General features: G+C 74.1%; 11 protein-coding genes. 1 reads left to right on the top strand and 10 read right to left on the bottom strand.

Going from position 1 to position 13,761, the window contains the following annotated elements:
* Positions 1-153 precede the first annotated feature (153 nt).
* On the top strand, positions 154-651 hold the full coding sequence (locus BMZ16_RS06785; protein ID WP_089798874.1) for a DUF1269 domain-containing protein: 498 nt from the start codon (positions 154-156) through the stop codon (positions 649-651).
* A 151-nt stretch (positions 652-802) separates the two neighbouring features.
* On the opposite strand, the gene BMZ16_RS06780 is transcribed toward BMZ16_RS06785, so the two are convergent.
* From BMZ16_RS06780 to BMZ16_RS06735, 10 genes are all read right to left on the bottom strand, one after another.
* A complete protein-coding gene (locus BMZ16_RS06780; protein WP_089798873.1) occupies positions 803-4,291 on the bottom strand; it encodes an FUSC family protein in 3,489 nt (1,162 codons plus the stop codon).
* Between the two features lie 24 nt (positions 4,292-4,315).
* On the bottom strand, positions 4,316-6,382 hold the full coding sequence (locus tag BMZ16_RS06775) for a YhgE/Pip domain-containing protein (protein ID WP_089798872.1): 2,067 nt from the start codon (positions 6,380-6,382) through the stop codon (positions 4,316-4,318).
* Entirely contained in the window at positions 6,379-7,209 is an 831-nt protein-coding gene (locus tag BMZ16_RS06770) for a P-loop NTPase family protein (protein ID WP_218143333.1), read from the bottom strand. The genes BMZ16_RS06775 and BMZ16_RS06770 overlap by 4 nt, the downstream gene beginning before the upstream one ends.
* A 113-nt stretch (positions 7,210-7,322) precedes the next feature.
* Positions 7,323-8,249, bottom strand: a complete 927-nt coding sequence (locus BMZ16_RS06765; RefSeq protein WP_089798871.1) for an urea transporter — start codon at positions 8,247-8,249, stop codon at positions 7,323-7,325.
* 57 nt (positions 8,250-8,306) lie between these two features.
* Positions 8,307-9,344 (bottom strand): urease accessory protein UreD, encoded by a 1,038-nt coding sequence (locus BMZ16_RS06760; RefSeq protein ID WP_218143332.1) that lies wholly within the window; start codon positions 9,342-9,344, stop codon positions 8,307-8,309.
* Positions 9,341-9,976, bottom strand: coding sequence for an urease accessory protein UreG (ureG, locus tag BMZ16_RS06755; RefSeq protein ID WP_089798870.1), 636 nt, complete (start codon positions 9,974-9,976; stop codon positions 9,341-9,343). The genes BMZ16_RS06760 and ureG overlap by 4 nt, the downstream gene beginning before the upstream one ends.
* A 37-nt stretch (positions 9,977-10,013) precedes the next feature.
* Entirely contained in the window at positions 10,014-10,706 is a 693-nt protein-coding gene (locus BMZ16_RS06750; protein WP_255366416.1) for an urease accessory protein UreF, read from the bottom strand.
* Between the two features lie 8 nt (positions 10,707-10,714).
* The gene (gene ureC, locus BMZ16_RS06745) at positions 10,715-12,439 is read right to left on the bottom strand and encodes an urease subunit alpha (protein WP_089798869.1); all 1,725 of its coding nucleotides are present in this window, start codon (positions 12,437-12,439) and stop codon (positions 10,715-10,717) included.
* Positions 12,440-12,452: 13 nt separating this feature from the next.
* Positions 12,453-12,863 carry an urease subunit beta gene (locus BMZ16_RS06740; protein ID WP_089798868.1) on the bottom strand — a complete coding sequence of 137 codons (411 nt, stop codon included), beginning with the start codon at positions 12,861-12,863 and terminating at the stop codon, positions 12,453-12,455.
* 42 nt (positions 12,864-12,905) lie between these two features.
* On the bottom strand, positions 12,906-13,760 hold the full coding sequence (locus BMZ16_RS06735) for a sirohydrochlorin chelatase family protein (RefSeq protein WP_089798867.1): 855 nt from the start codon (positions 13,758-13,760) through the stop codon (positions 12,906-12,908).
* Between the last annotated feature and the right edge of the window lies 1 nt (position 13,761).

The raw sequence follows: 13,761 nt of genomic DNA, 5'->3' as shown, positions 1-13,761 counted from the left end.
GGTGCGCGCGGACGACGGTGCCGGCGCAGCCGGACGATCATCCGTGCCGGATGAGGCGCGGCGCCGGCCCGACGGCGAGCCTGGGGTCGGGCCCCGGCCTGCCCGGCGTGACGCCGGGCGGGGCGACGGACCGGCCCGGACGAGGAGACGACGGTGGCCACTCTGAGCGTGTGGAAGTTCCAGACCCCCGAGGGGGCGTCGCAGGCGGAGGACGCGGTCCTCGCCCTGCAGACGCAGCACCTCATCGACGTGCAGGACGCCGCCACGGTGTCGTGGCAGCCCGACAAGAAGAAGCCGAAGACGCGCCAGTCGCACAACCTCGCCGCCGTCGGCGCGCTGGGCGGCACGTTCTGGGGCCTGCTGTTCGGCCTGCTCTTCTTCATCCCGCTGGTCGGCGTGATCGTCGGCGCGGCCGCGGGTGCCCTCGGTGGCGCCCTGACGGACGTGGGGATCGACGACAACTTCATCAAGCAGGTGCGCGAGAAGGTGACGCCGGGTACGTCCGCGCTGTTCCTGCTCACGTCCGGCGAGGTCCCCGACCGGGTCATCGCGTCGCTGCGGGAGCAGGGCATCCACCCGGAGCTGCTCGCGACGAACCTGTCGTCCGAGGAGGAGGCCAAGCTGCGCGAGGCGTTCCAGGAGAACGTCTGACGGCTGAACCTCGGACGGTGACCACCCGGCCGTCCCCGCCCGCGCGGGGGCGGCCGGCGGTGCGTCGGGGCCGGCGCGGACGCCACGGGACGTGGTCGGGCGGGAGCGGCCCGCTCGGGCTGGCCGGGCCGAGCCGGGACGCGACGGTCGTTCAGGCGTCCACGAGCCCGCCGTCCTCCTGCCGGTCGGGCACCCCGGGCGACGCGCTCTGCACCAGCAGGACGAGCGTGTCGTTGATGCGCTCGAGACGGCGCGCGACGCTCCCGAGCGGGCTGCCCGCCGGCAGGTCCGCACGTCCGGTGTCCGGCAGGTCGGGACGCACCTCGGTCGGCAGGCGTCCGGCGAGGACGTCGAGCAGCGCCGTGAAGTTGACCTGCAGCGTGGCGCGCACCGCCGCCCAGTCCTGCGCCTCGCGCGCGGAGCCGCCGTGGATCGCCGCCTCGACGTTCCGCACCAGGTAGCGGGTGTCGTACGTGAGCGCCCACAGCGCGGTCAGCCGGGCCTCGACGCCCGCCGCGGCGGACGCACCCGCCGCACGGCGCAGCGGGGCGGCCGTGGCGGAGACGCCCCGCGCCTCACGCTCCACGACCAGCACCCGCTCGCGCATCGCCCTGGTCGACACCGACCTGCCGGACGCCAGGTGCCCGACGGCCGTCGTGACGAGCGCCGCGAGGTCCCGCACGAGCTGGGTCGTGTCCTTGTCGAGGACGGCTGCGGTCCTGGTCGGCAGGACGAGCCAGGCGACCACCACGGCGGCGGCCGCACCCAGCAGCGTCTCGAGCACGCGCAGCTCCAGCGCGACGGGCGTCAGCCGGCCGAGGAACTCGTAGATGACCGCGAACAGCATCGTGCGCCACAGGGTCGCCGCCGCCGGGGAGACCTGGGTGTAGTAGGTCGCGGCGAAGACGGCGACGGCCAGCAGCGGGACCAGCACCCACGGCTCGTGACCCGACCAGATGGCCACGCCGAACCCGATCACCGCACCCACGACGGTGCCACCGACGCGCTGCAGCCCCTTGAGGCGCGTCTCCCCGTCGGTGCCCCCGAGCACCTGGTAGGCCGCGAGGGTCGCCCAGTACTGGTGGGAGGAGGACACGAGCTCGGCGATGAGGAGAGCGGCGCCCACCGCGATGCCGGCCTGGGCCGAGCGTCGGGTCACGGACGACAGGTGCAGGCCGGTCGCCTGCGGGTCCGCACCGTCCCAGTCGAGCTCCTCCAGCGCGTCCGCGTCGGCGTCCGCGTCGGCGTCGGCCGACCGCCGGTCCGGGGCGCCGCTCCCGGCCGGGACCGGGACGCCCGGGGTGGTGGCCGCGGCCCGGCCGGTACCCGCCGCGGGACCCGCGACCGCGTGGAGCGTGGTGCTCAGCCCCGTCGCCACGTCATAGAGCTCGTTCATCGAGCGCCACAGCGCCCGCGCCGGTGCGGGCCACTGCGCCGGCGGCGGCGGCACGTCCCAGGGGTCCACGCGGGGCGTGAGGGCGTCGCCCGCACGTGCGGCGTCGTGACTCGCGGCGAGCTGCTGCAGGTGCGCCCGCAGCAGCTCGAGGCGTCCTGCCAGCCGCCCGCGCAGCTCCAGCGACACCGCCGTGCCCGTCACGTCCCGGGCCGTGCCCACGAGGTGCGACGCGGACAGGGTCGTGTCCAGGAGCCGCAGGCGCAGCCGCACGGCCTGCCGCGGGTCGAGCCCCGTCACCTCCGGCGGACCTGTGAGCTGGCCCGTCATGAACGCCGCCCCGCGCGTGAGCCGGCGCTGGTCCACCGCGACGCGCTTGCTGACGTCGGGGTCCCAGCGCGCCCAGGAGACGGCGTCGACGAGCGTGTCGATCAGCGCGACGAGCTCCCGCTGGTACCCGCTGATGCCCGCGCGCAGGACCCGGACGGGACGCTCGGGCAGGAGGACGTCGGTGAGCAGGAACCCCCAGGCCACGCCGAGCGCCGCCGTCGCGAGGTAGGACCCGACGTCGGACAGCTCCAGGCGCAGGACGAGGGCGAAGTAGTAGACCATGAAGGTCGTGCGGCCCAGGGCCGCCCACCGGAGCCCGTAGCGGGCCATCCAGGTGCCGGCGACGGCCACGGCCACGACGAGCACGGCGGTCCACACCGGAGAGCCGGACACCAGGGCGCCGAGCACGACGACGACGGTGACCGGCACGAGGAGCAGGACGCTCGTGGCGCGACGTGCCCGCACCGTGCGGTCCACCGCGATTCCTGCGCTCAGCATGCCGACGAAGCCACCGAAGAGCGCCGGCGTCAGGACGTCCTCGCCGAGGGCACGCAGCAGGAGGAGGCCCGTCAGACCGGCACCCACGGCCGCGAGCAGCGCACGGGTGGCCGCGCGCAGCCGCGCGTACCCCGGGTCCACCTGCGTGACGTGCTCCCGCAGGAAGGTGTGCCACCGGGACAGGGCACGCCGCCCGGCCGCGTCCGGCCGCGTCGGCTCGGGCGGGCCGGACAGGTACTCCTCGACCCCGCGCAGCGACAGCGCGCCCTGCGGGTGCAGGATCGAGACCGGCCGGTCGGTGACGATCACCGGCTGGTAGTCCAGGTCCCGTGCGACGGCGACGCTGACCTGCTGCGACCGGTACGCGAACGGCAGCCAGCCGGTGTACCGCCGGTACGTGTCGTCCGGGTCGGCGCCGGGCCGCACGCCCGCGAGCGCTGCCATGTCCTGGTCGAGCTGGAGGAACCGGGCCGCCCACACCCCGCTGGCGTCGTCCGGCACCTCGCCGTCCGCGAGGCGCGCGAAGCGGTCGGCGTCGACGACCTCGGGCACGTCCGTGCTCGTCCAGCGCAGGCGACGCTGCAGGTAGTTCCCGAACTCGAGGACCTCGAAGGTCAGCGGCTCGAGCCGGGGCAGGGTGGCGCCGGGGTGCCCGGTGGGCAGCCCCCAGCGCAGCGCGGCGACCGTCCCCGACGTCATGCGCAGTGCGTAGGGCAGCGCGAACTGGTCCCGCCCGCTCTGGAAGTAGTAGGCAGCGAAGTGCAGCCGCAGCCCGTCGGTGTACGACCCGAAGGCGTCGCCGATGTCGTCCAGGTGGCCGTCGAGCCCGTTGGGCTGCCCGTCGCGGACGTACGGGGCGATGCTCGCGACGGCGGACCCCGCCCCGCGCTCGGCGGTGACGAAGCGGGTGCACAGGCTGTTGAGGTCGCCGATCACCGAGTACACGCCGAGCAGGTACGTGAGGATCAGGGACAGCAGGAGCACGCCCGTCAACGTCTCGGTGATGCTGAGGAAGCGCAGCAGGTCGGTCTCGGCGGTCAGCGACGACCCGCCGACCGTCGACAGCTGGGCGGCGCTGAAGTACAGCGCGCTGAACAGGTCCAGCGACGCTCCCGTCCCCGAGACGGAGAACGACGTCGGCGTCATCAGGCCGTCGTAGACGAGTCCGTAGCCGACGACCGTGCCGACGACCCACAGCACGATCGTGAGGACCACCTGCAGGCCGGTGACCTGCCGCAACGCCGTCGGGCGCCACCGTCGCGGCAGCCGCCGGGTGACCGCCCGCAGGCTGCGCCACTGCAGCCGCGTCACCGGTGCGGCGAGGAACCCCGACTCGTCGTAGTTGAGTGCCGTGAGGAAGACGTCGAGCAGCGTGCCGACCAGCACCACCACGCCCAGCAGCAACCACACCACGTCCACAGGCGTCTCCTCGGTCGGTCGGGGTCAGAGCACCAGCTCCGGCTGCAGGCGGTTCGGCGTCCACGTGCGGCGCCGGTACGCCGCCCAGGTCGTGGCGACCAGGCCCAGGACGAGGACGCCGGCCAGGACGGCGGCGTCACCGGCGGCGCTCGCCAGGTCGCCGCCGTAGAGCGTCTGGCGCAGCCCGTCGACGGTGTACGACATGGGCAGCAGGCGGTGCACCGACAGCAGCGGCTCGGGGATCGTCTGCCACGGGAAGGTCCCGCCGGCGGTGACGAGCTGCACGAGCATCAGCACGAGGCCCAGGAACTCCCCGACGGCGCCGAACCAGACGTTCAGCGCCTGCAGGATCGCGATGAACGCCGCCGACGCGAGCAGGAGCAGCAGCACCGTGTAGGCGCCGTAGACGGGCCGGATGTCCAGCGCGAACGCGACCAGGGCGGTCATGAGCACCACCTGCGCCGCCCCGAGGACCACCGCCGGCAGCCACCCACCGAGGGCCGTGCGCCACGCCGGAGCACCGGCGGCGAGCGCACGCTGGGACAGCGGCCGCACCAGCAGGAAGAGCACGTACCCGCCGATCCAGGTGGCCAGCGACATGAAGAACGGGGCCAGGCCCGCCCCGTAGCTGCCGGCGCGGGCGAGCTGGTCGTCCGCCACCCGCACGGGGTCGCCGATGGTGCGTGCCGTGTCGCGCTCGGTCTGCTGGTCGAGGTCGGGGATCCGCGCCAGCCCGGACTGCAGGCCGTCGCGCAGCTCGGTGACCCCGGACGCCAGCTCCTTCGTCCCGTCGTACAACGTGAAGCTGCTGTCGGCGAGCTCGTCGGCGCCCTGGGCCACCTGGGCGGTGCCCGACGACAGCTGACCGGCGCCTGCGGCCGCGGAGGCGATACCCTGCGCGAGCCTCGGCGTGGCGTCCGCGAGCGCCGCGTCGCCCTGCGCGACCTCCCGGGCGCCGATGTCCAGCGCCCTCAGGTCGGTGGTCGCCGTGTGCAGGGCCGCCTCGGCCGCCGCGAGCTCGCCCTGCAGCCGGGGGACGGGATCGGTGAGGGCCTGGACCTGCTCGGGGGTGAGGTACCCCTCGTCCTGCAGGACGCTCAGCTCGTGCTGGACCGCCGCGCGCGCGCTCTCGAGTGCGTCGTACGCGGCGTCGAGATCCTGCCCCTGATCCGTGCCGCGACGCTCCTCCACCCGCTGCGCACCTTCCTGCGCCGCTCTCGCCGCGGCCTGCGCCTCCGTCGCCGCCCTCGCCGCGGCCGCCTCGACCTCCGTCGCGACCCTCTCGATCTCGTCGTCGCCCGCTGCCACCTTGGCCGCGCCCGCGGCCAGCCGGCGCGTCGCATCGGGCAGCGTGCGGGTGTCGGCCCGCAGCGTGTCCAGACCGTCCGCCAGCTCGGCCGCGCCGCGGGACGTCTCCGCCGCCCCCGCCGCCAGGCGTCCCGTGCCGCCCACCAGCTCCTGGGTCCCCGTCGCGAGCTCACCCGCACCCGCGACGAGCCTGTCCGCACCCTGGACGCCCTGGGCGAGGTTGGTGTGGATGGAGCCGAAGCCCTGCAGGAACAGCCCTGCGGCGTCGGTCCCCACCTCGGCGGCGATGGCGTCGCGCACGTCGTCGGCGATGGTGTTCGCGATGGTCGTGGAGAGGTAGTTGTTGGCGTCGTTGGTGACCAGCGTCAGGCTGGCCTGCTTCGGCCGGTACTGGGCGGACGAGACCAGGTCCTGCGAGAACGAGGGGCCGATGATGAGAGCCGCGTCGTACCGGTCGTCGCGGACCCCGGCCTCGGCCTCGGCCTGGGTCGTCCGGACCCAGCGGAAGCCGCCCCGGCCGCCGGCCAGGCGGTCGGCGACCTGCCGGCCGTAGTCCACCTGCTGGGTGGTGCCGGTGTCCGGGTCCGTGGTCGTCGCCCCGCGGTCGCGCACGACCAGCGCGGCCGGGACCTGGTCGAGCCGGCCGTACGGGTCCTCGTTCGCGAACAGGTACAACCCCGAGTACAGGGACGGGATGACGACGAGCGCCAGGATCGCCAGCTTGGGCAGGGTCCCCGCCGCGAGGCGCCGCAGCTCGGTGGCGGTGAGGCGCGCGATGATCACGACGGCTGCTCCTCTCCCGGCAGCGGGTCGTCGGTCGCGGAGCCGGGCGTCGAGCCGGGCGGGGCGTCGGTCGCTCCGGGCGGGGCGTCGGCGGGGGCGTCGGGTGGGCCTTCGGGTGGGGCGCCCACGGCCGGCAGCTCGCGTGTCGTCACGTCGTCCGCCGGCGGTGCCACGCCGGGCGCGGTGCGCGTCACCTCGACGTGGGCCGCACGTCCGGCCGCGTCCCCGCGCGTGCCGGCCACCGGCACGCCGAGGTGGCTGGCCGACGCCCGGGTGCACTGCACCAGCACACCGAACCCGCGCGCGGCGAACGCCTGCGCGATCGCCCACCAGCCCGACGGGTCGCCGCCGTGACGGTCGGGCAGCGTCAGCACCAGCAGCCGCACGCCCGGTCGCCCCGCGGCCAGCGACGTCAGCAGCGCGGTGCGCCGCGGCCCGTCCAGCTCGCCGACGCGCGTCCCGAGCCGGTCCCCCATGTCGTGGTCCGCGAGCCAGTCGCGCGTCGCACGGGCTCCGCTCGGCCGGTGCCCGAGCGCGAGCTCCTCGGCCACGACGGTCCCCACGGTCAGCACGTCGTCCGGCTCGGAGACCTCGGGCAGGTCCACCACGGCGGTCACGGCGCGCAGCTCCGCGGGGGTCGTGGTGCTGCGGCCGTCGGCCGTCGTCAGGGTGACCGTGCCGGTGTGCGGGGTCAGCCGGCCGGTGGCGACCAGCGCGAGCGCCGTGTGGCCCTCCCCCGGGTCGCCCGCGATCAGCACGCACTCCCCCGACCCGAACGTCAGGCCGGGCAGGTCGAGCATGGGGCCGTGCCGGCCGGTCACGTGCACGTCGTCCACCGTCAGCCGCACCGGGCCGGCGACGTCCGGCGACGGGTGCCGCGCGGTGTCCCGACGGGAGCGTCGGGAGACCCGCCCGCCGGTGGGCCGCGACGCCTCGACCGTCATGGTCGCCGGAGGGCGGGGACGGCCACCGCGATGATGAGGAACACCCACGTCGTGAGGATGTACGGCCAGGTGTAGTGCGGGGCGTCGAACGCGTCGTTGAGGCCGAGGGTGACCACGGCGGTCACCACCGTGCCGACGACGGCGTAGATCCAGGAGGCGACGCTGCTGCGCAGGAACACGACCGAGAGCGCGATCGCGGTCAGGACGCCGGAGTAGCCGGCCAGGCCCTCGCCGATGTCCGTCCCGGACCACCCCAGCGCGAACGCGCACAGGCTGCCCACGGCGCTGCCCATCGCGGCGGCGAGCCCCACCTTCCACGAGGCGATGAACAGGCCCAGCAGGATGAGCGCGCCGGCCCACACGCTGCTGACCAGGACGACCTCGGAGACGTTCGTCAGCAGCGAGCGCAGGTACGTCGCCACCGCCCCGTCGGTGACGTGGATCGCCGGCGAGCGCTCCTGCAGGCTCGCGGTGGTGGCGTGCATGATCCCGGCGACGACGCAGAACGGTGCCGTCGTCGCCGGCAGCGCGAAGCGCTGCAGGGGCCGGCTGGCGAACAGGTGCACGAAGAACCACGTGCCGAACGCGCACGCGATACCCCCGACGAACGCGATCGGGTATGCCCAGCCCTGGCCACCCAGCGCCGTGTAGACGGCGGCGCCCAAGAGCGCCCCGCAGAAGCCCTGCATGCCCAGCGGCACGTCGTCCGCCCCGATGAGCGCCCCGGTCAGCGTGCCGGCGATCGTGCCGATGACGACGAGCACCGCCATGCGCCAGTCCGCGACGACGAACGCGGCGAGGATGAGCAGGCCCGTCCACACGTTGCGCTGGAAGAAGATCTGCGACAGCCCGTCCGCGAGCGCACGGGGGTCCAGCGCGGCCCCGGCCCGCGCGGACATGTTCGGTGACGTCGTGGCTGCCATGACGCTCTCCTGACGTGCGGTCGGGTGGGACGGGGACGGGTCGGGGACCCGTCCGGCTCAGGTCTTGCGCACCAGCGGCGCGGGCGCACCGGTCAGGTGCTGCCGCAGCGCCCGCCAGGCGCGCGTCGTCGCGTGCGTGACGGCTGCGGTCGCGTTGCCGACGATCCGGACCCAGGCGCCGACGTCACCGGGCAGGGCACTGACGCCCAGCAGGACGTCCGGTGCGTCGGCGAGCTCCGCGTGCAGGAGGTCGGCCAGCTCACGGGCCGTGGCCAGCGGCGTCACCACGTAGAGCATGCCCAGCACGTCGTGGTCGGCGAGCACCGCCAGGCCACCGGTCCCGCCGTCCTGCGGCGTCAGGCGCACCCGGTCGAGCGCCAGCACGGTCCCGTCCGGGCGGCGGATCTCCACGTCGGACGCCAGCGCCGCGTACCGGTGCCGCTCGCCGCGGGCGAGCCGCCCGGCCAGCAGGGTCTCGCCGGCGATGAGCGTCCCCGACTCCGCGACGACCAGCCGGGTGCTCTGGTAGAGGCGTGCGTCGACGAACATCACGACGGGCTCCGGCAGGTACTCGACGTAGGCGTCCTCGCCGACCTCGACGGTCGTGAGCGCCACGGCGTAGTCGACCTCCATGCGCAGCACCCGCGTGTACGCCGTGGTCGTGACGTAGGCGCTGGTCCCGGGCCCGAACCGCAGGTCGGTCCGCAGCCGGTCCCCCTGCAGCACGCCCGCGCCGGTGGACATGAGGTAGACGTACGGCATGTCGGGGCGCTGCGGGTCGTAGTAGAGCGGGCGCATGATCTGCAGCGGCGACTTCTGGTAGTGCTCCACCAGCTCGGTGCCGTGGCCGGTGAGCGCGAACTCCAGGTCGAGGATGCCGACCTTGCCGGGGCTGCCCGTGGGCAGCATCGTCGGCACGCCGGCGAAGCGGGCGATCTCCCGGGGCAGGCGACGCGGCTCGTAGTACGCCGGCTGCAGGTGGTGCCCGCCGTACGCCGGCGCGGGCCCGCCGGCGGGCGCGCCCTCGTCCCGACGCGCCCGCGGGGGCGTCGGGACGGCGGGCGTGGCCGGCTGGGCGGCGAGGTCTGCGCTCACGGCACCAGGGCGCGGCTGCGCTCGTCCCACATGGCCAGGATCTGGTCCTGCAGCACGTCGACGCCCTCACCGGTGAGCGAGTTGGTCAGCACGACCGGCTTGCCGTCGCGGACCCGGTAGGCGTCGGACTCCATGACCCCCAGGTCGGTGCGGACGTACTGCGCGATATCGATCTTGTTGATGACGAGGATGTCGGAGTCCGTGATGCCCGGGCCCCGCTTGCGCGGCATCTTCTCGCCCTCCGAGGTGTCGAGCACGAAGACGAAGACGTCGACGAGCGCCGGGGAGAACGTGAGCGTGAGGTTGTCACCGCCCGACTCGTACAGCAGCGTGTCCACGTCCGGGAACCGCTCGAGCATCTCGGCACCCGCCGCCAGGTTCATCGTCGGGTCGTCGCGCACCGCGGTGTGCGGGCACGCACCGGTCTCGACGCCGACCACGCGCTCGGGGTCGAGCACGCCCGCCAGCTCGCGCCGCACGTGGTGCGCGTCCTCCTGCGTGTAGATGTCGTTGGTGATCACGGCCGGGCGCCGGCCCACGGCGATCAGCCGGGGCACCAGCGCCTCGGTCAGTGCGGTCTTGCCGGAGCCCACCGGGCCACCGATGCCGACCCGCAGCACGTTCTCGTTCATCCTCGTCTCCGTCCTGCCGGCATCCGCCGGCACGTCGTCAGCTCGCGAACAGGCGCGCCTCGGCACGCTCGTGCTGCGCGGACATCACGTCCGCCAGGGGGACGCAGCCACCCATGTCGTCCAGGTCGCGCGCGACGGCCTCGTCGGCCGCCTGCTCGATCACCGGGGCGAGCGCGTGCAGCGCCACCTGGACCTCGCGGTGGTCCGCGAGGCGCAGGCGCAGCGCGGCCCCCAGCACGCTCATCGCGAACGCCGCGAGGTCGGACGCGACCGCCGCGGTCGTCTCGACCCCCGTCGCCGCGTAGACCACGGCGGTGGCGACCGGCTGGCACCCCGGCGACTCCTTCGCCGCGATCGCCTGCGCCCACGTCCCGATCACCGGTCCACCGACCGCCACCCCCGCCACGTCGGTCAGCTGGTGCCCGCTGCGCACGGACGCCCGCCGCATCTCGGCGTTGAGCTTGGACGCGAACAGCAGCCGGTCGACCCGGTGCACCTGCTCCCGGTCGCCCGCCGTGGTGGCCTCGTGGGCCCGGGCGAGCGCTGTCGCGTCGCCCGGGCCCACCCCGTGCAGCAGCAGCCCGCGCAGCAGGCCGACCACCCCCCCGTGGTCGACCAGCCGCGCCTGGCTGAACCCCTCGAGCCCGTGCGACATCGTGTAGAAGCCGCTCGGGAACGCGGAGTCGGACAGCTGCAGGCTCATGAGCAGCGCCCGGATGTCGGTCGCCACCGTGCTCCTCAGGCCAGGAAGAAGAGCTGGGTCATGGGCAGCGACTGCGCCGGCTCGATGTGGGCCGGCTCCCCGTCGAGCGTCACCTTGTAGGTCTCGGGGTCGACGTCGACGACGGGCAGGGAGCCGTTGCGCACCATGTGCTGCTTGCCGAGCTGGCGGGTGCGACGCACCGGCAGCACCGTGCTCTCCAGCCCCAGCTTGTCCGGGACACCGGCCTCGACCGCCGCCTGCGACATGTACGTCACCCGGGTGCTCTGCTGCGCCCTGCCGAACGACCCGAACATCGGCCGGTAGAAGACCGGCTGCGGCGTCGGCAGCGAGGCGTTCGGCTCGCCCATGAGCGCCCACTTCACCAGGCCGCCCTGGAGCACCATCTTCGGCTTGGCCGCGAACGACCCGACCGGCCACAGCACGATGTCGGCGATCTTGCCGACCTCGAGGGAGCCGACGTAGTCGGAGATGCCGCACGTGATCGCCGGGTTGATCGTGACCTTGGCGAGGTACCGCAGCACGCGGAAGTTGTCGTTGCCCTCGGCGTCCTGCGGCAGCTTGCCGCGCTTGTCCTTGTTGTGGTGGGCGGTCTGGAACGCCCGCGTGAAGGACTCGCCGATCCGGCCCATCGCCTGGGAGTCCGACGAGAACATCGAGATGACGCCCTCGTCGTGCAGGACCGTCTCGGCCGAGATCGTCTCGGCGCGCACGCGGGAGTCCGCGAACGCGACGTCCTCGGGGACGTCGTGCGACAGGTGGTGGCAGACCATCACCATGTCGAGGAGCTCGTCGACCGAGTTGACCGTGTAGGGCAGGGTCGGGTTCGTCGACGACGGCAGCACGTTCGGGTGCCCGGCGAGCTTCATGATGTCCGGCGCGTGGCCGCCGCCGGCGCCCTCGGTGTGGAACGTGTGGATGGTGCGGCCGTCGATCGCGGAGATCGTGTCCTCGACGTAGCCCGCCTCGTTGAGGCTGTCCGTGTGCACGGTGATCTGGACGTCGTAGTCGTCCGCCACGGACAGGGCGTTGCTGAGGGCCGCCGGGGTCGTCCCGTAGTCCTCGTGGACCTTCAGCGCGGCCGCCCCGGCCTCGATCTGCTCCTCCAGCGCCGGGCGCAGCGAGCCGTTGCCCTTGCCGTAGATGCCCATGCTGACGGGCATGTCCTCCGCCGCCTCGAGCATGCGGTGCAGGTTCCAGACGCCGGGTGTGGTGGTCACACCGTTCGTGCCGTCGGTGGGGCCGGTGCCTCCGCCGAACAGCGTGGTGATGCCGCCGCAGATCGCCGTGTCACCCTGCTGGGGCGAGATGTAGTGCACGTGCGCGTCGATGCCGCCCGCGGTCGCGATCAGGTGCTCACCGGCGAGGAGCTCGGTCCCCGGGCCGACCACCAGGCGCGGGTCGACCCCGTTCTGGAGGTTGGGGTTGCCGGCCTTGCCGATGCCGGCGATCTTGCCGTCCTTGACGCCGATGTCCCCCTTGAGGACGCCGAGCACGGGGTCGAGGATGATCGCGTTGGTGATGACCAGGTCCAGCACGCCCTGCGACGAGGTGGTGCGCGGGTCGGCGGCCATGCCGTCACGTGCGGTCTTCCCACCGCCGTAGACCACCTCGTCGCCGTAGTGCCCCTCGCTGAAGTCGTGCTCGATCTCGATCACGAGGTTCGAGTCGGCCAGACGGACCTTGTCCCCGACCGTGGGGCCGTACAGGTCCGTGTACTGCTTGCGCGAGATGATCGCCATCAGTGCTCCCCCCCTACTTCTTCTTCTTCGTGCCGGCGGCCGGCTTCGCCGGCTCGCCGTCGGCGAACTCGCGCTCGGCGAGCCGACGCAGCGCGTCGAGACGCGTCTGGCGGGAGTCGAGACCCCCGTCGACGAGGTTGTTGAACCCGACCACCCGGCGGCCGCCGCCGTACGCGACGAGCGTCACCTCGCGGGTGTCGCCCGGCTCGATCCGGACGCCGTTGCCGGCCGGGATGTCCAGGTGCATGCCGTACGCCTTCTCGCGGTCGAACTTCAGGGCGCGGTTCACCTCGAAGAAGTGGAAGTGGGACCCGATCTGCACCGCGCGGTCGCCGGTGTTGGCGACGAGCAGGGTGACCTTCTCGCGCCCCGCGTTGATCTCGATGTCCTGGTCGTTGTGGTGGTACTGCGGGCTGCCGAGCATCGTGGTTCCTCCACGTCCGTGGTCGGTTCGAGGGTGCCCGCGTCAGCCGCGGGCGGGTGCAGCCGCACCCGGTGCCGGCACGGCCGGCGCGAGGCGGGCGGCGCGGTGCGGGTGCGGGTGGGTGTGCGGGTGGCCGGTCCCCGCCAGCCCGGCGTGCGAGTGCGCGTAGCCGTGTCCGTGGTCGGCCTCGAGCCCCTCCTCGATGCCGTCGTGGCCGTGCTGCAGGTCGTGCTCCGCCGCCGCGAGGCGCTCCCGGACGATCCGCAGGAGCGCGGTGTCCGACAGCAGCGGGCCGAAGAAGGCGGCGCCGTCGAGCGCGTCCGCGCAGGGCGCCGTCGCGGCGAAGCCGGCCGGCACGACCACGACGTCCTGCGCGCCGAGCAGGCGCACGCGCTGCACCGCCCGGGCGAGGTCGGCGTCGGTGCCGACGCACGCGACACCGATCTCCAGCCCCGTCCCGAACGTCCGGACGAGGTGCGCCACCCGGTGGAGCTCCGCGTCGTCGAACGGGTCGGCGCCGGGCGCGGCGAGCACCAGACCGGCCCCCGGCTGCCGTGCGGCGGTCCGCGTCGCAGCAGCGCGGAGCAGCGCCACCAGGTGGTCGATCGTCCCGAACTGGTCCGCCAACGCGATCCGCCCCCTGCCGGACCCCGCGGCGAGCCAGCGCAGCGTGCGCGCCGTGTCGGCGACCATCACCGGGTCGCGCCCCCACGTCATCGGCAGGACGATGACGGGCTCCGGGCCGACCGCGAGGCCGGCGCGCACCGCGTCCTGCAGCGACCGGCCCGGCGCGCACACGACAGCGCCCGGCAGGGCACCGCGGAGCCGCTCGAGGTCCGCCCCCCGCGCGCTCTCGTGCCCGCCGACCAGCACCGACCGGACGTGGGAGCCGGCCATG

The organism is Cellulomonas sp. KH9, from assembly GCF_900114185.1.
Lineage (GTDB): Bacteria > Actinomycetota > Actinomycetes > Actinomycetales > Cellulomonadaceae > Cellulomonas.
The sequence above is the reverse complement of the archived record's forward strand: the minus strand, read 5'-3'. Positions and strand labels throughout refer to the sequence as shown.

What these genes read in the sequence shown, in the direction of transcription:
- ureC (WP_089798869.1), bottom strand. Translation starts at nt 12,439, where the DNA reads ATGGCGATCATCTCGCGCAAGCAGTACACGGACCTGTACGGCCCCACG.
- BMZ16_RS06735 (WP_089798867.1), bottom strand. Translation starts at nt 13,760, where the DNA reads ATGGCCGGCTCCCACGTCCGGTCGGTGCTGGTCGGCGGGCACGAGAGC.
- BMZ16_RS06765 (WP_089798871.1), bottom strand. Translation starts at nt 8,249, where the DNA reads ATGGCAGCCACGACGTCACCGAACATGTCCGCGCGGGCCGGGGCCGCG.
- BMZ16_RS06740 (WP_089798868.1), bottom strand. Translation starts at nt 12,863, where the DNA reads ATGCTCGGCAGCCCGCAGTACCACCACAACGACCAGGACATCGAGATC.
- ureG (WP_089798870.1), bottom strand. Translation starts at nt 9,976, where the DNA reads ATGAACGAGAACGTGCTGCGGGTCGGCATCGGTGGCCCGGTGGGCTCC.